This window comes from Pseudonocardia sp. DxW (assembly GCF_058448985.1).
In genome coordinates this window covers 33889-52382 of record NZ_JBZFLK010000030.1, presented here as the reverse complement: position 1 = coordinate 52382, position 18494 = coordinate 33889, and the positions used below count along the sequence as shown (strand labels likewise).

The window sequence follows — 18494 nt, the reverse complement described above, 5'->3', positions numbered from 1 at the left end:
GGCCCGATCCCCGCCACCACCGCACGCGCCCTGGCCGCCGGCGGCACATGGACCCGCCTCGTGATCGACCCGCTGTCCGGAACGGTCCGCGACCGCGGCCGCAGCACCTACACCCCACCCGAGGACATGGCCGACCTCATACGAGCCCGCGACGGCCTCTGCCGCGGACCACTGTGCAGCCGACCGATCCGCGACCTCGACCACCTCATCCCCTGGGCCCACGGCGGCACCACCGACACCACGAACCTGCACGGCCTGTGCCAGCACCACCACAAACTCAAAGACGCACCCGGCTGGCAGGTCCTCGCCGCAGCCGACGGCTCACTGACCTGGATCAGCCCGTGCGGACACCGGGAGACCACCCACCCACACGACTACCGACCCCACCTCCACGACACACACACGACACCGCCCTCCAACGGCTCCGCGACCGCAACCACCACGGCGCCGGCAGCCACGGCCACGGCGACCGCGGCCACGGCGACCGCGGCCACGGCGACCGCGGCGACCGCGGCGACCGCGGCGACCGCGGCGACCGCTGCCAGGACGACCACGGTGGCCACGGTGGCCGCGACCACGACGTCCGCGATCGCGGCAGCCACGGCTCCCGCGGCCAGGGCGGCCACGGCCCGAGACGATGCCGGTGACGAAGCCGATGACGATGACGATGACGATGCCCCGCCGTTCTGACCCGGAGGCAGGGGGAGGAACGTCCGGGCCCGCTCGGGTTCTCCCGGCCCGTCCGGTCAACGGGGCTGGCGTTGATCGGACAGGCACTCCATCACAGGTTCTCGGCCAGGGCGCTGGCACAGATGTCCTTTGTGGACCTCTTAAGTGGCATCGGCGTCGACCAGATGGGGCGACTCGCAGCGGGTGTTCTGAGCGTTCCTGTCGCAGTGGAGGATCAGTCGCTCGGGGCGCAGGGTTCGGGAGAGTGGGGAAGCTGAGCGCCAGGTGAGCTTGACCCCTGACACCGGACACGTTGATGTTGACCCCGCTTCACGGACACGTCGGTGAGGAGATCAGGTCCGACGGGCGGTCGATGGTTTCGAACTGTACGGGGCTCATCCAGTCGAGCGCGGAGTGTCGACGCTGGCGGTTGTAGAAGCCTTCGATGTACTCGAAGATGGCGTTGGCCAGCTCGACGCGGGTGCGCCAGCGCTGGCGGTCGAGCAGCTCGGTCTGCATCCGGCCCCAGAACGATTCGACCACGGCGTTGTCATACGGGTCGCCGACCGTGCCGAGCGAGGGCAGCAGGCCGGCTCGGCGTGCGCGTTCGGTGAAGGTCCAGGAGGTGAACTGGGTGCCGTGATCGCCGTGGATGATCCCTCCCGGGATCTGGCCGGCGATGCTGCGTGCGTCGATGGCCATCCCCAGCGCGGACGTGGCCAGGTCGGCTCGTTGGCGGGAGTCGATCGCCCATCCCACGACGCGGCGGGAGTAGGTGTCGAGCACGACGCAGCAGTAGAGCTTGCCCTCACGGGTGGGGTGCTCGGTTATATCGGTGATCCAGAGCTGGTTCGGCCCGTCCCGGCGGAAGTCTCGCCTGACCAGGTCGGTGACCGTGACCGCCGAGGGAACTCGTTTTGCCTTGCGCCGCAACGGCAGACCGGCAAGACCCGCGCGTCGCATCAGTGCAGCGACGGTCTTGCGAGACACGATCACCCCCTGGCCGAGGACAAGTTCAGCGCGCACCCTCGGCGCACCGTAGGTCTGACGCGACGCCTCGTGGACAGCGGTGATCTGATCGGTCAGCCACGCCTGCCGGATCGTGCGAGCCGAGTGCGGCCGGCCACGAGCCTCGTAGAAGCCCGCGCGGGACACGCCGAGGGACAGGCAGGCCCGCTTGACCGGTACGCCCTCACCGGCGAGTTCAGCGACGAGGGCGAACCGGGCTTTTGGGGGCTCCACCTGCTCCACGGCGGCGGCTGCCTTGCGCAGGATCTTGACCTCGGTCTCCAACTCCGTGATCCGCGCCCGCGCCGCAGCCAGAGCAGCTGACTCGACCTGATCCGGGGTCGGGGACGTGACGCCGCGGTCGAGCAGATCCCGGGACTTCCAACGATGCAGGCAGGACTCCGCGATCCCCAACGACGCGGCGACATCACGAACGGAGCGTCCTGTTCCGAGCAGATCGAGGGCGCGACGCCGGAACTCCGGCGGGTAGGGCTTCGGCACGACAGACGATCTCCTTCACAAGATCGTCGAACCCTAGGTCTCCTCACCTCCGTGTCCACTGAGCGGGGTCAACATCAAAGGCCCTCTCGCGTAGGTCCGGGGGCGGGTCGGTGCTGGCTCTCGCGGGCGAAGCCGGTTGCGGGCGCAGGGTGTGCGTCCGGCGGGCCGTGCTCGCGCATGATCCGCTCGACGCGCTCGACGCGCTCGACGCGCTCGACGCGCTCGACCCGATCGACCCGCTTGCGCCGCACGTGCATGCCGTGGCGGCGCAGTTCGGGCCGGCGCCGGGGGAGAGCTGCGGCGGCGCGGCGGCGAGCTCGCTCACCGGCCGCATCTCGATGATCCGCACGACTGCCGCCGCGGCCGTGCGGCGGACTCTCGGGCCGGATCGCTGACCTCACCCCGTGACGGACCGCGGTCGTCGGCGGCTTCGGCGCAGCGGGGAACCCCACTGCGGTACGACCGGGGCGCGGGTGCAGCGCGATGCGAACCCGCGGCAGGCCGGGCGGGATGCGCGCAGAGCATCGGACGGTGCGAGCGGCCGAGGCGGCATCGCCGAGCAGGAACCTCGAACCCGGGTCACGTTCCCACGGCGTGGCACCGCCCGGATCACGCTACGGTCCGCAACCCTCGGGGTCACCTGAACGAGTGAGGATCGAGTGGGGTGGGGGAAGTGGGTTCGGTACGGTCGCTGCGCGTCCCCGCCGTCGTGCTGGGCGTGCTCGTCCTGGCCGGGTGCACGCGCACGTCGATCGAGGGCCTGCAGGTCCGCTCCGGTCCCGGCACCGGGCACGGCGTCGTCGCCACGATCCCGGAGGCGGGCACCCCGGTCCGGGTGAGCTGCTGGCAGCGCGGCGAGCCGGTGCGCGGCGACGACGTCTGGTACCGGATCGGTTCCCCGGAACAGGGCTGGGTGACCAACTACTACATCCGCACCACCCGGGACTTCGGCAGCGCCCCCGCCTGCTGAGCGCGGTCCGTCACTCGTGCTCGGGCAGCAGCGGGACCTCCAGGTCGTCGCCCCGCCCGAGCCCGGTCGCCCGGGACACCGCCGCGGCGCCGAACCGGAGGCGCACCGCGTCCAGTGCGGTGTCCAGCGCCGGGCCGGACCGCGCGTCGAACGGGAGCTCCAGCTGCGGCGCGTCGTCCCGGTCGAGGTTGGTCAGCGACAGCCCGAGCAGGGTGATGCCGCGCTCGCGGATCTCCGGGAGCGCCGCGACCAGCAACCGCCGGGCCGCGCCGAGGATGGTCGGGGTGTGGGCGGTCGCCGCCGGCAGGGTGTGCGAGCGGGTGACCCGGGCGTAGTCGGCGAAACGCAACCGCAGCACCACCGTCCGGCAGGTGCGCCCGCCGCCCGGCCCCGCCGGGTCGAGGTCGCTCCCCTTCGGCGCGCGCAGCCGCCGGGCGAGCCGGTCGACGGTGCCGGCCAGGATCGCGTCCAGCTCCTCCGGATCACGGTGCCGGCGCCCGAGCGCCCGCTGCGACCCGATCGAGCGCCGCGCCCGGCCGGTCTCGACCGGGCGCGGATCGCGCAGGTGCGCCAGCGCGTGCAGGTGCCGCCCGGCGGCCGGGCCGAGCAGCGACACCAGGGCCGGCTCGCCGAGGCCCGCGACGTCGGCGACGGTGCGCACGCCCAGCTCGTGCAGCCGGCCTGCGGTGGCCGACCCGACGCCCCACAACCGTTCCACCGGCAGCGGATGCAGGAACTCGCGCTCCCGCTCCGGATCGACGACGAGCAGCCCGTCGGGCTTCGCCACCCCGCTCGCGACCTTCGCCAGGAACTTGGTGCGTGCGACGCCTACGGTGATCGGCAGGCCCGCCTCGGCCAGCACCCGTTCGCGCAGCCGGGCGGCGATCTCGCGCGGCGCCCCCGCGATCCGGGCGAGCCCGCCGACCTCCAGGAACGCCTCGTCGATCGACAGGCCCTCCACCTCGGGCGTGACGTCCCGGAAGATCGCGAAGACGGCGCGGCTCGCCGCCGAGTACGCGGCCATCCGGGGCGGCACGACGACCGCGGCCGGGCAGAGCGCCCTGGCCTGCCTGCCGCCCATCGCCGTCGCGACGCCGTACGCCTTCGCCTGGTAGCTCGCCGCCAGCACGACCCCGCCGCCGACGATCACCGGCCGGTCCCGCAGGCGCGGATCGTCGCGCTGCTCGACCGAGGCGTAGAACGAGTCCAGGTCGGCATGCAGGATCGTGGCCAGGCCGCGCACGAACATATGTTCGCACACCCGGCAGTCCCGCGTCACCCGCCGCCGGTGCGGCTCTCCCAGCGCGTCCGGGCCCGCCGCGCCGCCTTCGCGACGACCTGGTCGGGATGGTTCGCGCCGAGCTCGGCGAGCACGTCGCCCAGGTGCGGGTTGTCGAGCCGCCAGAGCACCTCGAACACCGGGACGGTCTCCGGCGGGAACTCCCGGGCGAACAGCTCCGGCCACTGGTCGGGGGCGATCGTGTCGATCGTGACGGCCAGCACGTCGACCGAGGCGTGCAGCAGCAGGTCCGGCTCCACCTCGTCCGGGTCGAGCAGCCCGCGGCCGACCAGCCGGCGGGCGACCTGCGCGCGGTGCGGCCCGTCGAGGTGCTCGTGCAGCAGGTCGTCGACGATCGATCCGAACCGCTCGGCGGCGACGCTGGTCGCGGTCAGGACGACGACCAGCGGCCGGCCCGGGGCGAGCGCCTCGGTCACGAACGCCGAGACGGCCTGCGCCGGATCGGGCTGCGCCGCGTACCAGACGTCGATGTCGTCGCGCCACTGGTCGGGTGGCACCTCGCCGGCCAGCCCGACGACGTCGGCGGCGGTCGCGACGGCCGGATCGGGCCGGGTCGGGAAGTCCAGCCCCTCGGCGGAGAGCACCAGCAGCGCGCAGGCGATCCCGCCGGGGGTGAGCGTGACCTGCCCGCCGGCCCGCCGGACCTCCCCGGGGGCACCGGAGTCGGGCACCGGCTCGGCACCGTCCCAGCGGACCAGCCCGAGCCGCTCGAGCCGGGTGACCAGGGTGCCGGTCGTCGCGGGGACGACGTCGAGCTGCCGGTACCACTCCGACCAGCCGAGGACCAGGCCGAGCAGCTCGGCGAGGGTGTCGAACTCCAGGCCGTCGGCGGGATGGCGGAGCAGGGCCAGGAAGCCGGGCGTCGCGTCGTCGGCGGGATGCGGCAACGGCTCGTCGTCGTCCTCGGAGTCGGCCAGCCGGCCGGCGACCGCCTCCAGGTGCTCCTGCAGGACCTCGACGGCGTGCCGCTCGATCTCGTCGGCCGGCGCGTCCGCGGCGTCGAGCAGCCCGTCGAGGCCCTCGTCGATGAGGTCCCCGGACCACTCGTCGTCGTCGGCGCGGCGGTCGCCGAGCACGGTGAGCACGCCCTCGTCGCGGGCGCCGAGCACCAGGTCCTCGTGCGCCGTGGTGTCGTCGAGCGCGGCGAAGCGGGGCACCGCGACCAGCCGCCCGCCGTCGCGGCGGACCGCCCCGGCCCGCACTGCCGTGCCCAGCACCCAGGTGAGCGTCGGCAGCTGGCCGGCCCGGACGAGCCGGCTCCCGCCCGGGCGGTCCACGTCGTCCCCGGTGCCGAGCAGCTCCACCAGCTCCCGCGCGTCGGCGAGCCGGAGGTTGCCGGTCTTCGTCAGCGCCCGGCCGCCCTCGCCGCACCACTGCGCCAGCAGCCGGGCGTCGCGCAGGATCGGGGCCTGCGCGGCGCTGCGCGCCCGGTCGGCCGGCGACGGGATCCGCACCGGGTCCGGCGGCGACTCGAACTCGGCGAGCAGCGGCTCGACCGGGCCGGCCTCCAGCTCGTCGTAGGTGTCGGCGAAGCCGGTGCACAGCCGCCGGATCGCCGACGGCCGCGGGCTCGCCTGCGCGAGCAGGCCCTGCTCGTCGAGGTACTCCACGAACACGACGACGGTCAGCGGCACCAGCCGCAGCGGCAGCCGGTGCTCGGCCATCACGTGCGGGCACCAGTCGTCCAGGAACTCGGTGAGCTGCTCGAGCGGCCAGCTCGCCAGGTCGCCGTCGGCGGCGAGCCACTTGTACTGCATCAACAGCTCGGCGGACATCGGTTCGCCGACGAGCTCGTGCTCGTCGAGCCACGCGGCGAAGCCGGTGCTCAGCTCCGCCAGCCGCTCATGGAACGCGTCGCCCTCGTCCACACCGAACTGCATGCGCATGACGTCGAGTGTGCACTGCCGGTCCGACAGTGGCAGACCGGCGTGTCCGACGCCGGTTCGGCCCGGAACGGGCAGGATGGGCCGCGCCATGACGACCCTGTTCGCGCTGCTCATCGCCGTCGCCGCGATGATCGGCAACACCGTCGCGGCGCTCTGGGAGGCCAAGGGCAGCCGGCTGGCGAAGTACGGCAGGCCGGTGTGGCTGCAGCCGTGGTTCCTGGCCGGGCTGTTCGCCGACGTCGTCGCCTGGGTGCTGACCGTGGTCGCGCTGCGCTACCTGCCGGTGTTCGCGGTGCAGTCGATCCTGGCCGGGGCGATCGCGCTGACCACGCTGGCCGACCACGGCTGGAACCCGTGGAACCTGATCCGGCGCGACCGCTGGGCGGTGGTCGCGGTGCTGGCCGGGCTGGTGCTGGTCGCGGCGAGCGCCGCGCCGGAACGACCGGAGGCGCTGCCCCCGGCCGCGACGCCGGTGCTGCTGGTGTCGTTCGCGGTGCTGCTGGTCGCGGCGCCGTTCGTGTGGCGGGCCGGACGGCCGATGCTGCTCGCGTTCCTGGCCGGGCTCGGCTTCGGCGGCACGGCGCTCGCGGTGCGCGCCATCCATCCCGGCCCGATCCGCTGGGAGACGGTCGGCGAGCTGCTGCTCGATCCGCTCGTCTACGGCGTCGTGGTGATGGGGGTGCTCGGCGTGCTGGCCTTCGCGAAGGCGCTGCAGGACGGCGCCGTCGGCACGGCGACGGCGGTGCTGTCGGTGACCGAGGTGGTCGTGCCCGGCGTGGTCGGCATCGCGCTGCTCGGCGACCGGATCCGGCCGGGCTGGGAGGGCGCGGCGCTGCTGGGCGTCGTCGTCGCGCTGGCCGGGGTGGTCGCGCTCACCCGGCCCGATCCGGACTCGCAGCGCAGGCGGGTGCACTGACCCGGGAAGCCCGGCGGCGCCGCAGGCGTTGCCCGGACATGACGACGACCGGGACCGACATCCGCACCGAGCACGCCGCGTGGAGGGCCGAGCGGGAGGAGCAGCTCCGCGCACCGCACGGCTGGCTGTCCCTGACCGCCCTGCACTGGCTCGACGACGGCCCCGGCGACATCGGGTCGCTCCCGGGCACCTGGCGGGTCGCCGACGCCGACACCGTCGAGATCACCGCGGCGGCCGCCGACGGGGTCGTGCTGCCGGGCGCCGCCGGGCCGCTGGACGGCAGCGCGCAGGTCCGCCCGGTCGACGGTGCGCCCGGCGCGATGGTGACGGTGGGGGAGCGGATCGTCGAGATCGCCCGCCGCACCGACGGCTACGCGTTGCGGGTGCGTGACCCGCAGGCGGTCACCCGGACCGCGTTCGACGGCGTCCCCACCTGGGACTTCGACCCGGGTGCCGTCCTGACCGGCCGGTTCACCGCCTACGACGAGCCGCGCCGGATCACCGTGGACGCGGTCGTCGAGGGGCTGCAGCACTTCCCGACCGCGGTCGGCGAGGTCGAGTTCGAGCTTCGTGGCGGCACCCGGCGGCTGGTCGCGCTGGCCGGGAAGGACGGCGGGCTGTCGCTGCACTTCCGGGACGCGACCTCGGGCCGGGAGACCTACGGCGGCGGCCGCATCCTGAAGACCGCCGATCCGGACGCCGACGGCACCGTGCAGGTCGATCTGAACCGCACGGTGAACCTGCCGTGCGCCTTCACCGCGTACGCGACCTGCCCGCTGCCGCCCGCGGGCAACGCGCTCGACGTCGCCGTCGAGGCGGGCGAGCGAACGCCGCCGCGCCCGGACCTGGCCTGAGAGAGGGAGGCGCCCGGCCCGGAAGGGGGGCGGGCCGGGCGCCGGGGAGCGTTCCCGGCGTCAGCCGAGGAAACGCTGGTACAGGTCGGTCACCAGGAGCGTCAGGAACAGCGCGGAGGACGCACCGAGCAGCGTGTTCGACAGCCACCGCGAGCGCCCCTGCGCCGGGATCCGCTTCGAGTTGAGCAGCAGCATCAGGGTGATCGCGAGGAACGGCATGAACACCGAGCCGAGCACGCCGTACACCAGGGTGAGCCCGAACGGGCGGTCGATGAACAGCAGCCCCATCGGCGGGATCGTCAGCCACAGCAGGTAGCCGCGGAACGGCAGCGAGCGCTCGATCTCGGTGGCGACGAACGCGCCGGAGCGCTCCTCGGCGGTGTCCGGGGCGGCGGCGGCGCCGGCCGCAGCGGTGCTCGCCGTGGCGCCGACGGCGGCGTCGTTGCCGACCGTCTCGGCGGCCCTGCCGTGCGGCAGCCGCAGCGTGCGGACCATGTCGGCGAACAGCAGGCTGACCCCGTTCCAGACGCCGAGCAGCGAGCTGGAGGTCACCGCGAGGAACCCGAACAGGAACAGCAGCCGGGCCCACTCGCCGTAGCTCTCGCCGAGCGCCTCGCCCAGGGTGAGCAGGCCGCGGTCGTTCTCGGTGAGGTCCTGGCCGAGCAGCATGGTCGAGCCGACCACCAGCATCGCGACCACGAAGATGCCGGTCATCACGTAGCCGACGGCGTTGTCCAGCCGCATCATCGACAGCCAGCCGGTGCCCTTCCAACCCTTCGCGAACATCCAGTAGCCGTAGGCGGCCATGGTGATCGTCCCGCCGACGCCGCCGATCAGGCCGAGCACGTAGACGACCGAGCCCTCGGGCAGCCGCGGCACCAGCCCGTTCGCCAGGTCGCCGAGATCGGGGGTGACCAGCACGGCCACCGACACCACGGACACGAACTTGATCAGGACCAGCACGGTCATGAACTTCTCGAACACGTGGTAGCGCTGCGCCCAGACCAGCGCCAGGCCGACCACGCCGGCGATCATCGCCCAGTAGCGCACGGTCAGGCCGCCGAACAGCGCGTTCAGCGGGAGCCCGACGGCGGACATCGCGGTCGCCCCGTAGACGAAGCCCCAGATGACGATGTAGACGGCGAAGAAGGTGGTCGCCCAGCGCCCGAGCCGCCGCCAGCCGTCGAGCAGGGTGGATCCGGAGGCGAGGTGCCAGCGCCCGACCCCCTCACCGAGCGCCAGCTTCAGGACGGTGCCCAGCACGGCCGCCCACAACAGCGCGGTACCGTACTGCGCGCCGGCGATCATCGTCGCGACCAGGTCACCGGCCCCGACCCCGGTCGCCGCGGCCAGCAGGCCCGGCCCGAGGCTGCGGAACCGGTCCTTCCCGGTCGGCGGGACCAGCGGTTCCGCGGGGTGCCGCTGCAGTGCGTCGTTGCTCATGGGGTGGAGAGCTCCTCGGGGCGCCGGATCTCGGACGCGGGGACGCTAGACGCCGCGGGCGGTCGCGCCGGGCGCGTCTTTACCGCTTCTTAAGGCGGATCAGCCGTGCAGGGTGCGGTAGGCGGCCGCGGCGCCCGGGTGCAGCGGGACGTCGCCGGTGTCGACCAGCGAGGGCTGGTCGAGATAGCGGGTGCCCAGCGCCGAGCCCGGCATGAGCCGGGGCGCGTGCTCGACGAGCATCCGCGCGATCGCGCCCGCGTCGTCGTCGGCGAGCGCGGAGGTGGCGACGAGCAGGTTGGGCACGCCGATGGTCAGCACCGGCTCGGCCGCGCCGTACACCCCGGGCGGGACGACGGTCGCCGTGTACAGCCCCGGGCCGACGACATCGCGCAGCCCGCCGGCGTACCCGGCCAGCGGCAGCAGCCGGATCGCCAGCCGGGCGGCCAGCGCGTCGGCGGCCGGGGTGGGCAGCCCGCCGGACCACAGCAGGGCGTCGATCCGGCCCTCGGCCAGCGCCGCGGTGGCCTTGGTCAGCGGGAGCTCCAGGCTCTGCACCGCGACCCCGGACAGCGCTACCAGCCGGGCCCCGGCGAGCGCCGCGCCGGAGCCGGTGGAGCCGAGCGACACCGGCCTGCCCGCGAGATCGGGCAGCCCGGTGAACGGGGAGTCCGCCCGGACGGCGAGCTGCAGGTAGTTCTCGTAGACGCGGCCGATCGCCAGGTACTCGACCGGCCGGTCGAACGGGGGCACGCCGGCCCGGGCGTCGCGCACGACGTCGGTCATCGCCAGCCCGACGGCGGCCTCGCCGCTCGCGACGAGCTCCAGGTTGGCGCGCGATCCGCCGGTCGTGACCGGGTCCAGCGGGTGCCCGGCCTCGCGGGAGACCGCGCCGAGCAGGGTGCCGAACTCGGCGTAGAACCCGCCGGCCTCGCCCGCGGCGAACGGCAGGCCGCCCGCCCGGGCGCGGGCGCAGCCGGCGAGCGGCAGCGCGAGCAGCCCGGCCAGGAACGCCCGCCTGCCGAGCGCGGTCACCGCCGCCCCAGGGTCACCGTGGCGAGCAGCCCGCCGCGCGGGGCCGGGCCCAGGGTCAGCTCGCCGTCCCGGGCCCGGACGAGCCGGTCGGCGATCGCCAGTCCGAGCCCGGAGCCGCCGGACGAGCGCCCCTGCCAGAAGCGCTGGCGGGCGCTGGCGAGATCGTCGGCGGTGAGGCCGGGCCCGTCGTCGGTCACCGAGACCGCGATCGTGTCCGCGTCGCCGGTCCAGCGGACCCGCACCGTGGTGCCCGGACCGGTGTGCCGGATCGCGTTGTCGATCAGGACGTCCAGCACCTGCTCCAGGTCACCGGCCGGCCATCCGGTGACCAGCCCGTCCGTGCCGTCGCCGAGCAGCGCGACCTCGGCGGCGTCGGCGGCCGGCCGCCAGGCGTCCACCCGGCCCGCGGCGACCTCGCCGACGTCGCACCGCGATCCGCCGTCCGATCCGGCCGCGACCGCCGAGGCCGTCGCCTCCGCCGAGGCCAGTCCGAGCATCCCGTCCAGCAGCCGCTCCAGCCGGTCCACCTCGTTGAGCGTGGAGTCGTAGGCGGAACGGCCGTCGCCGTCGACGTGCGTCTCCAGCCCGTCCACCCGCAGCCGCAGCGCGGCGAGCGGATTGCGGATCTGGTGCGAGGCGTCGGCGACCAGGCGCTGCTGCTCCTCGGCGCCGGCCCGCACCGAGGCCGACATCCGGTTGAACGACTCGGACAGCTCGCGCAGCTCGGCGGGGCCCTCGGAGATGGCGATCTGCTCGCCGGCCCGGCCCGCCGCTAGGGCGCCGACCCCCTCCGCGAGCGCGTCCACCGGGCGCAGCACCCAGCGCGCCACGGCCAGCGCCAGCGCCGCGAAGGCCAGCGCCGCCGCGAGCGCCCCGAGCAGCACCAGCGACCAGGCGACGGTGACGTCGGCGGCCGCCCGGGACGGGTCGACCTGCAGCAGGACGGCGCCGTCGGCCCGGCTGCCGGTGCCGACCGGCTGCCACATCAGCACCGGCTCGTCGTCGAACGGGGTGACCCGGGCGGGCACCGCGGACGGCTCGTTGCGCAGCGCGGCGTTCAGCGCGGCGTCCACGCCGGGCGCGTCCGGGGACAGTCCGGACCACACCACCGGCCTGCGCAGGGCGTCGACGACGAGCACGCCCTCGCCGTACAGCTCGGCGTGCCGGCGCACGCTGCGTTCCAGCTCCGCGCACAGCTCGTCGCGCTCGGCGTTCAGCGCGGCCAGCGCGACGAACCGGTCCAGGTCGTGCGCCCGGCTCATCGTGAGCACCTGGGCCCGTGCGGTCGCCCGCTCGTCGAGCAGCGGCACGACGAACGCGGTCATCGTGAGCAGCGAGAACAGCGAGAGCACGGCCAGCAGCCGCCGGCGCACGGCGTCACCGCCCCAGCCGGTAGCCGAACCCGCGCACGGTCGCGACCAGACCGGGCCGGTCGAGCTTCGCGCGCAGCGCGGCGACGTGCACGTCGAGCGCCTTCGAGCCGGCGACCGTGGCGTCGCCCCACACCTCGTCGAGCACCTGCTGGCGGCTGACCGCGACCCCGGCCCGCCGGGCCAGCACCGCAACCACCGCGTACTCGGTGGCGGTCAGCGCCAGCTCGGTGCCGGCCACGGTGACCCGGCGCGCGTCCAGGTCGATCCGGACGTCCTCGGCGTCGACCACACCGGGCGCGGCCGTGGCCGCGGGCGCCCGGCGCGCGACGGCGTCGACCCGGGCCAGCAGCTCCCGCAGCCGGACCGGCTTGACCAGGTAGTCGTCGGCGCCCAGGTGCAGCCCGCGGATGACGTCGCGCTCGCTGGACCGCGCGGTCAGCACGATCACCGGCACCGGCGAGTCGCGGCGCAGCCTGCGCAGCAGGGTCAGCCCGTCGCCGTCGGGCAGGCCGAGATCGAGCAGCACCAGATCGGCCTCGCCCAGCAGCGCCGACGCGGTGCCCGCGGTCGGCGCGTGCAGCACGCCGTGGCCCCGGGTCCGCAGGGCGTCGACCACCGCTCCGGCGACCCCCTCGTCGTCCTCGATCACGAGCACCCGCACGTTTGCGAGCATGCCGCACGGCACCGGTGCGGCACAGTCATTGCAACCTCACCGCAACCGTGTCGCCGGACACGCCGGGTGGTGTTCACTGCAGGCGTTGCCCCGACGACCGTGGCACGGACGGCGAGCACCGCCGCGGTCGTGGCGAACCCGCTCGCAGGAGGCCCCGACGTGACCGAGACACTCGAGAAGTCCGCGGCGCGCGACACGGCGCAGACCTGGTTGACCGCGTTCGGCGACGCGCTGGCCGCCCGCGACGTCGACCGGGCCGTCGGCCTGTTCGCCGCCGAGAGCTACTGGCGGGACCTGGTCGCCTTCACCTGGAACCTGAGGACCGTCGAGCACCACGACGGCGTCCGGGACCTGCTGACCAGCACCCTGGAGAGCACCGACCCGTCGAACTGGACGATCACCGCCGAGCCCACCGAGGCCGGCGGCGTCACCGACGTCTGGTTCTCCTTCGAGACGGCGGTCGGCCGCGGCTCCGGGCACGCCCGGCTGGTGTCCGAGGACGGCGCGCCGCGGGCCTGGACCTTCCTCACCACGCTCGACGAGCTGAAGGGCCACGAGGAGCCGCGCGGCGACAACCGGCCGTTCGGCACCGAGCACGGCGCCAACCCGAACCGGGTCACCTGGAAGGAACAGCGCGAGCAGGAGCTCGCCGAGCTCGGCCGCACCCGCGACCCGGAGGTCGTGATCGTCGGCGGCGGGCAGGGCGGGATCGCGCTGGGTGCGCGGCTGCGGCAGCTCGGCGTCGACACGATCATCGTCGAGCGCAACGAGCGGCCCGGCGATTCCTGGCGCAAGCGCTACAAGAGCCTCGCCCTGCACGACCCGGTCTGGTACGACCACCTCCCCTACCTGAAATTCCCGGACAACTGGCCGGTGTTCGCGCCGAAGGACAAGATCGGCGACTGGCTGGAGTTCTACACCCGGATCATGGAGCTCACCTACTGGGGCTCGACGACGGCGCGCTCGGCCACCTTCGACGAGGCGAGCGGCCGGTGGGCGGTGGTCGTCGACCGGGCGGGCGAGGAGATCACGCTGCGGCCGCGGCAGCTGGTGTTCGCGCTCGGGGTGTCCGGGAAGCCGAACATCCCGGACGTCCCGGGGCGGGAGCGGTTCGCCGGGGAGGTGCAGCACTCGTCGCAGCATCCCGGCCCGGACGCCTACCGGGGGCGGAAGGTCGTCGTCATCGGGTCGAACAACTCGGCGTTCGACATCTGCGGCGCGCTGTGGGAGGTGGGCGCCGACGTCACCATGGTGCAGCGGTCCTCCACCCACATCATCAAGTCCGACACCCTGATGGAGCTCGGTCTGGGCGACCTCTACTCGGAGCGGGCGGTCGCGAACGGGATCGACACCCACACCGCCGACATGATCTTCGCGTCGCTGCCGTACCGGATCATGCACACCTTCCAGAAGCCGACCTACGACAAGGCCCGCGAGGTCGACGCCGACTTCTACCGGCGGCTCACCGACGCCGGGTTCGATCTCGACTTCGGCGACGACGACTCCGGGCTGTTCATGAAGTACCTGCGCCGCGGCTCCGGCTACTACATCGACGTCGGCGCCGCCGAGCTGGTCGCCGACGGCCGGGTGAAGCTCGCCAAGGGGCAGGTCACCGAGTTCACCGAGAAGGGCGTCCGGCTGTCCGACGGCACCGAGCTCGACGCCGACCTGGTCGTCTTCGCGACCGGCTACGGCTCGATGAACGGGCTCGCCGCGGACATCGTGGGCCAGGAGGTCGCGGACGCGGTCGGCAAGGTCTGGGGCCTCGGGTCGGACACCACCAAGGACCCCGGTCCCTGGGAGGGCGAGCAGCGCAACATGTGGAAGCCCACCCAGCAGCCCAACCTGTGGTTCCACGGCGGGAACCTGCACCAGAGCCGGTTCTACTCGCTGTACCTGGCGCTGCAGCTCAAGGCCCGGCAGGAGGGCATCCCGACACCGGTGTACGGGCTGCAGGAGCGGCACCACCTGTCGTAGCCGGCGGCCCGCGTATCCCCCCGGAACACGCGGGCCGCCGGTCGGGAGCCCACGGGCGGCCCCCACCGCCCCGGGCGGGCCGCGGATCCGGATCCGGGCCCGGCCCGGACGATCTGGACAGGTGTCAGGATTTTACTGGACGACTGTCCAGCCCGGATCGCGGGTCCGCCGCCGGGCGGACCGAGGGTCAGGAACCGGCCGGTGCGGCCAGGTCCTCCACCGCCGACCCGACGTCGACCGGGCTGCGCAGCACGCCGTAGTCGGCGTAGCGGTCGGCGACACCCTGCAGCTCGGCGACCAGGTCGTCGTCCAGCGCCTCGGACTCGCGCTGTGCCCGGTCGGCCATCAGCTCGGCGACCTCGGCCGGGCGGCCGGTCAGCTCCGAGTAGATCGCCGCGTTCTCGGCCGGGTTCTCCCGGGCCCACTGCAGGGCCGTCGCGTAGCGCTCGGTGAAGTCGGCCATCGCCGCCCGGGTGCCCGGGTCCTCCAGGGCCGCGGTGTTCGCGTCCAGGAAGGTCAGGCCGGTGCCGAGGCCCTCGGCGTCGCGCAGGATCCGGGCGCCGGACTCCTGCTGGGCGACCGCGGTGTACGGGTCCCAGGTCGACCACGCGTCGATCGCACCCGAGTTCAGCGCGGCGGCCGCGTCGACCGGCTGCAGGAACGAGATCTCGACCTCCTCGGCGGGCACCCCGGCCTCCTCCAGCGCCCGCAGCAGCAGGTAGTGCCCGATGCTGCCCTGGGTGGTGGGGGAGACGGTCTTCCCGCGCAGGTCGGCGACCGACTGCACCGGGGAGTCGCCGGGCACGAGCAGCGCGAGGCCGCCCTTCGCCGGGGACCGGGTGGCCTTCACGATCTTGATGCTGTCGGTGGAGGACAGCGCGGTCAGGGTCGGCGCGTCACCGGCGATGCCGATGTCGATCGCCTCGCTGCGCAGCGCCTCCAGCAGCGGCGCCGCCGCCGGGAACTGGGCCCACTCGACGGTGTACGGGGCGCCGTCGAGCGCGCCGGAGGCCTCGACCAGCGCGGACTGGATGCCGGCCTGGTCGCCGACCCGCAGCGTCACCTGGGACAGGTCGACCGGGGCGTCGTCGTCGGCGGGGGTGCCGCCGGCGCAGCCGGTGAGGGCGACGGCGAGTGCGGCGAGCAGCGCAGGGAGCGCGAGCAGGCGGTTCACGGGGCGGGCTCCGGATCGGTGAGCGGGGTGAGCGAGGGGAGGTTCACGACGATCCCCTCCTGGGTGCTGCGCGAGATCACCACGACGGCCGGGTTGGCCGGGTCGGGGTTCTCCTCGCGGTGCGGGACGTAGGGCGGGACGAACACGTAGTCGCCGGGCTCGGTCTGCAGCACGACCTCGCCGGTGCCGTCGTGGAAGACGAACCGGGGCCGCCCGCTGACCACGTAGATCGAGGTCTCGGCCTCGCCGTGGTGGTGGTCGCCGGAGTTGGTGTCCGGCGCGACGTGCGTCTCGCCGGTCCACAGCTTCCGCGAGCCGACGGTCCGGCCGCTGACCGCCTCGCGCCGCGACATGCCGCTGGTCTGCGCGGTGTCCGCGGACAGATCGGCACCGCGGATCAGGTGCACCCGCGCGTGGGCCGGCGGGTCGCCTGGGGTTGCCGGGAGATCGGGATGGAAGGCGTCGGTACTGCTCATCGGGGGTCACGCTCCGGGGTGAGTGCGGTCAGGGTGTGGCCGGTCAGGAAGTCGGCCACGGTGCGTTCGAGGTCCGCCCACAGGACGGCGGCCGGTCCGGTGCCGCGGACCGTCGCGAGCGCCCCCTCGGTGGCGCGGACGACGTCGGCGACGGTGATCGCGCCGGCCGGCCGGGCGAGCCGGTAGCCGCCCTCGCAGCCGCGCCTGCTGGTGACCAGCCCGGCCCGGCGCAGCTGCAGCATGATGTTGACCAGCGAGTTCAGCGGGATGCCGCGGGACCGGGCGATGGCGTCGCAGGTGACTGTTCCGTCCCCGGCAGCGGCCGCCAGCTCGGCCAGTGCCTGCAGCGCGTGGTCGAGCCGGGCGGACACGTTCAGCGGTGCGGCCCGCCGGGTGCGCGCCGCGGGTTCCGCCGCGGCCGGGGCGAGGAAGGCCGCCCCCTTCGCGACCTTCTCCAGGAACAGCACCAGGCGGGCGGCGACGATCCGGTGGAACTGGTCGTTCAGCACGTCGTGCACCCCGTCGGCGACGACCGCGAGCTCGTCGGCGGCCCGCACCAGAGGGCGCACCGCGGCGACCGGGGCGACGGCGTCGGCGGCGCCGTGCAGCCACAGCACCGGCACCCCGGGCAGCGCGCCGGACGGCACCGCCCCGGCCGGCTCGGCGATCTCGCCCCAGCGGAACCCGGGATCGTCCTGCAGCACGCCGCGGTGCACCGGGCAGGCGGTGCGGGCGTCCAGCTCGCCGGTGCGGTCGCGGGGCGGCCCGCCGTCCGGCGGCGCGGCGGGCAGCCCGGCCAGCACCAGCGCGTCCAGCCCGACGGTGCCCGCGGCGGCGATCTCCCAGGCGCGCAGCGCGCCGCTGTCCGAGCCGAGCAGCACCCGGGCGCCGGTCGCGCCGTCCAGCGCCGCCGCGACCGCCGCGGTCGTGGCGCCGGGGCCGGGATCGGGATGGCTGTTGCCGGCTCGGGCGTTCGGGGGCTCTGCGGCGACGACCGTCCAGCCGTCGAAGGCCAGCCGGCGACCGAGCCGGGAGTAGAGGCCCGGGTGCTCGCCGCGGCCGGGGAGCACGACGATGGTGCCCCGGGACGCGCTCTCCGGCGTCCAGCGGATCGACGCGGTGGCGGGTGCGCTCATGCCGGGACCCCCACCGCGGCGCCCCGGCGGGCCAGCTCGGCGCGCACCGCGGGCAGCAGCTCGCTGCCGTAGCGGCGGGCGTCGGCGATCGGGTCGTAGCCGCGGATCAGCAGCGTGCCCACCCCGATGTCGACGTAGTCGGCCAGCGCGGCGGCCACCGTGTCCGGGGTGCCGACCAGCGCGGTGGAGTTCCCGGCCGCGCCGGACGCCGCTGCCGTGGCCGTCCACAGGCAGCGGTCGTGCACCTCACCGGCGGCGGCCGCGGCCAGCAGCCGCTGCGAGCCGACGTTGGCCGGGGCGCCGGGCTCGCGCATCCGGGTCCCGGTGAAGGATCCGTGGCCGCCGTTCGCCGCGACGATCCGGGCGTGCACGTCGCGGGCCCTGGCCCACGCCTGCTCCTCGGTGTCGCCGAGGATCGGCCGGAACGACACGCTGATCCGCGGTGCCTCGGCGCGCCCGGCCGCGTGCGCCGCGTCCCGGACGCGGGCGATCTGCTCGGCCGTCCCGGCCAGCGGCTCGCCCCACAGCGCGAACACGTCGGCGTGCCGGCCGCCGACCCGGTGGGCGGCCTCCGACGATCCGCCGAAGTACACCGGGATCGGCGACAGCGGACGGATCTCCTGCCCGACGCCGGCCACCCGGTAGTGCTCGCCGTGGTGGTCGAACGCGTCCGGCTCGGTCCAGGCACGGCGGACGACCGACAGGTACTCGTCGGTGCGCGCGTAGCGCTCGTCCTTGCCCAGCCAGTCGCCGTCGCGCCGCTGGTCGACGTCGCTGCCGCCGGAGATGACGTGCATCGCGACCCGGCCGCCGCCGGTGAAGTGGTCCAGCGTCGCGAACTGGCGGGCGGCCAGCGTCGGCGCGGTGAACCCGGGCCGGTGCGCGACCAGGAACCCGAGCCGCTCGGAGTGCGCGGCGGCGTAGGCGGCGACCTGCAGACCGTCCGGGGTGGACGACGAGTGGCCGACCAGCACCTTGTCGAAGCCGGCCTCCTCGTGCGCCGCGACGAAGCCGCGGACGGTGGCGCGGTCGATCACCGGGCCGGTCGCCGCCCGGATCTCCGAGACCTCCTGGGTCCCGATCATGCCGATGAACTCGACGGACAT

General features: G+C 74.5%; 17 protein-coding genes and 1 pseudogene. 6 read left to right on the top strand and 12 right to left on the bottom strand.

From position 1 onward, the window contains the following. Positions 1-126 precede the first annotated feature (126 nt). Positions 127-270 (top strand): annotated as a pseudogene (locus ACVJO7_RS30580) (HNH endonuclease signature motif containing protein); the annotation flags it as partial. Positions 271-374: 104 nt separating this feature from the next. Here the strand turns inward: ACVJO7_RS30580 and ACVJO7_RS30575 are convergent. Further along, positions 375-626, bottom strand: a complete 252-nt coding sequence (locus ACVJO7_RS30575) for a hypothetical protein (protein ID WP_491675841.1) — start codon at positions 624-626, stop codon at positions 375-377. Positions 627-999: 373 nt separating this feature from the next. Beyond that, a complete protein-coding gene (locus ACVJO7_RS30570) occupies positions 1000-2178 on the bottom strand; it encodes an IS3 family transposase (protein ID WP_491675838.1) in 1179 nt (392 codons plus the stop codon). Positions 2179-2288: 110 nt separating this feature from the next. Here ACVJO7_RS30570 and ACVJO7_RS30565 point away from each other — a divergent pair, with 110 nt between their 5' ends. Together ACVJO7_RS30565 and ACVJO7_RS30560 are read left to right on the top strand one after the other, a co-directional pair. Then, positions 2289-2573 (top strand): hypothetical protein, encoded by a 285-nt coding sequence (locus ACVJO7_RS30565; RefSeq protein WP_491675837.1) that lies wholly within the window; start codon positions 2289-2291, stop codon positions 2571-2573. Between the two features lie 278 nt (positions 2574-2851). After that, positions 2852-3148: an SH3 domain-containing protein gene (locus tag ACVJO7_RS30560; protein WP_344018395.1), complete on the top strand. Its 297-nt coding sequence runs from the start codon at positions 2852-2854 to the stop codon at positions 3146-3148. Between the two features lie 10 nt (positions 3149-3158). Here the strand turns inward: ACVJO7_RS30560 and dinB are convergent, their stop codons facing one another. Both dinB and ACVJO7_RS30550 read right to left on the bottom strand, forming a co-directional pair. Next, positions 3159-4397 (bottom strand): DNA polymerase IV, encoded by a 1239-nt coding sequence (gene dinB / locus ACVJO7_RS30555; RefSeq protein WP_491675836.1) that lies wholly within the window; start codon positions 4395-4397, stop codon positions 3159-3161. Between the two features lie 26 nt (positions 4398-4423). Beyond that, entirely contained in the window at positions 4424-6334 is a 1911-nt protein-coding gene (locus ACVJO7_RS30550) for a hypothetical protein (protein WP_491675835.1), read from the bottom strand. Positions 6335-6422: 88 nt separating this feature from the next. Here ACVJO7_RS30550 and ACVJO7_RS30545 point away from each other — a divergent pair, with 88 nt between their 5' ends. Continuing rightward, a complete protein-coding gene (locus ACVJO7_RS30545; protein ID WP_491675834.1) occupies positions 6423-7250 on the top strand; it encodes a hypothetical protein in 828 nt (275 codons plus the stop codon). A 38-nt stretch (positions 7251-7288) separates the two neighbouring features. Continuing rightward, positions 7289-8104, top strand: coding sequence for a DUF1684 domain-containing protein (locus tag ACVJO7_RS30540; protein WP_491675833.1), 816 nt, complete (start codon positions 7289-7291; stop codon positions 8102-8104). A 60-nt stretch (positions 8105-8164) separates the two neighbouring features. Here ACVJO7_RS30540 and ACVJO7_RS30535 read toward each other — a convergent pair whose 3' ends face one another. The 4 genes from ACVJO7_RS30535 to ACVJO7_RS30520 form a co-directional block, all read right to left on the bottom strand. After that, positions 8165-9547: an Nramp family divalent metal transporter gene (locus tag ACVJO7_RS30535; protein WP_491675832.1), complete on the bottom strand. Its 1383-nt coding sequence runs from the start codon at positions 9545-9547 to the stop codon at positions 8165-8167. A gap of 99 nt (positions 9548-9646) precedes the next feature. Next, complete coding sequence (locus ACVJO7_RS30530; protein WP_491675831.1) at positions 9647-10579, bottom strand: TAXI family TRAP transporter solute-binding subunit; 933 nt, start codon at positions 10577-10579, stop codon at positions 9647-9649. Next, entirely contained in the window at positions 10576-11952 is a 1377-nt protein-coding gene (locus tag ACVJO7_RS30525) for a sensor histidine kinase (protein WP_491675830.1), read from the bottom strand. The genes ACVJO7_RS30530 and ACVJO7_RS30525 overlap by 4 nt, the downstream gene beginning before the upstream one ends. Positions 11953-11956: 4 nt before the next feature. Further along, complete coding sequence (locus tag ACVJO7_RS30520) at positions 11957-12625, bottom strand: response regulator transcription factor (protein WP_344018414.1); 669 nt, start codon at positions 12623-12625, stop codon at positions 11957-11959. A 159-nt stretch (positions 12626-12784) separates the two neighbouring features. Here ACVJO7_RS30520 and ACVJO7_RS30515 point away from each other — a divergent pair, with 159 nt between their 5' ends. Next, on the top strand, positions 12785-14602 hold the full coding sequence (locus ACVJO7_RS30515; protein WP_491675829.1) for a flavin-containing monooxygenase: 1818 nt from the start codon (positions 12785-12787) through the stop codon (positions 14600-14602). A 187-nt stretch (positions 14603-14789) separates the two neighbouring features. Here the strand turns inward: ACVJO7_RS30515 and ACVJO7_RS30510 are convergent, their stop codons facing one another. From ACVJO7_RS30510 to ACVJO7_RS30495, 4 genes are read right to left on the bottom strand one after another with little or no spacing between them, the layout of a single operon-like run. Next, positions 14790-15776, bottom strand: coding sequence for an ABC transporter substrate-binding protein (locus ACVJO7_RS30510; protein ID WP_344018418.1), 987 nt, complete (start codon positions 15774-15776; stop codon positions 14790-14792). Beyond that, positions 15773-16252, bottom strand: a complete 480-nt coding sequence (locus tag ACVJO7_RS30505) for a cupin domain-containing protein (RefSeq protein ID WP_491675828.1) — start codon at positions 16250-16252, stop codon at positions 15773-15775. The genes ACVJO7_RS30510 and ACVJO7_RS30505 overlap by 4 nt, the downstream gene beginning before the upstream one ends. Then, complete coding sequence (locus ACVJO7_RS30500) at positions 16249-17388, bottom strand: Rrf2 family transcriptional regulator (RefSeq protein ID WP_491675827.1); 1140 nt, start codon at positions 17386-17388, stop codon at positions 16249-16251. Before ACVJO7_RS30500 ends, ACVJO7_RS30505 begins: the two co-directional genes overlap by 4 nt. Further along, on the bottom strand, positions 17385-18494 hold the full coding sequence (locus tag ACVJO7_RS30495) for an LLM class flavin-dependent oxidoreductase (protein ID WP_491675826.1): 1110 nt from the start codon (positions 18492-18494) through the stop codon (positions 17385-17387). The genes ACVJO7_RS30500 and ACVJO7_RS30495 overlap by 4 nt, the downstream gene beginning before the upstream one ends.

Bases quoted from the DNA above. Each gene is read 5' to 3' on its own strand.
- dinB (WP_491675836.1), bottom strand. From the start codon at position 4,397: ATGTTCGTGCGCGGCCTGGCCACGATCCTGCATGCCGACCTGGACTCG.
- ACVJO7_RS30535 (WP_491675832.1), bottom strand. From the start codon at position 9,547: ATGAGCAACGACGCACTGCAGCGGCACCCCGCGGAACCGCTGGTCCCG.
- ACVJO7_RS30550 (WP_491675835.1), bottom strand. From the start codon at position 6,334: ATGCGCATGCAGTTCGGTGTGGACGAGGGCGACGCGTTCCATGAGCGG.
- ACVJO7_RS30520 (WP_344018414.1), bottom strand. From the start codon at position 12,625: ATGCTCGCAAACGTGCGGGTGCTCGTGATCGAGGACGACGAGGGGGTC.
- ACVJO7_RS30505 (WP_491675828.1), bottom strand. From the start codon at position 16,252: ATGAGCAGTACCGACGCCTTCCATCCCGATCTCCCGGCAACCCCAGGC.
- ACVJO7_RS30545 (WP_491675834.1), top strand. From the start codon at position 6,423: ATGACGACCCTGTTCGCGCTGCTCATCGCCGTCGCCGCGATGATCGGC.
- ACVJO7_RS30540 (WP_491675833.1), top strand. From the start codon at position 7,289: ATGACGACGACCGGGACCGACATCCGCACCGAGCACGCCGCGTGGAGG.
- ACVJO7_RS30500 (WP_491675827.1), bottom strand. From the start codon at position 17,388: ATGAGCGCACCCGCCACCGCGTCGATCCGCTGGACGCCGGAGAGCGCG.
- ACVJO7_RS30495 (WP_491675826.1), bottom strand. From the start codon at position 18,494: ATGTCCGTCGAGTTCATCGGCATGATCGGGACCCAGGAGGTCTCGGAG.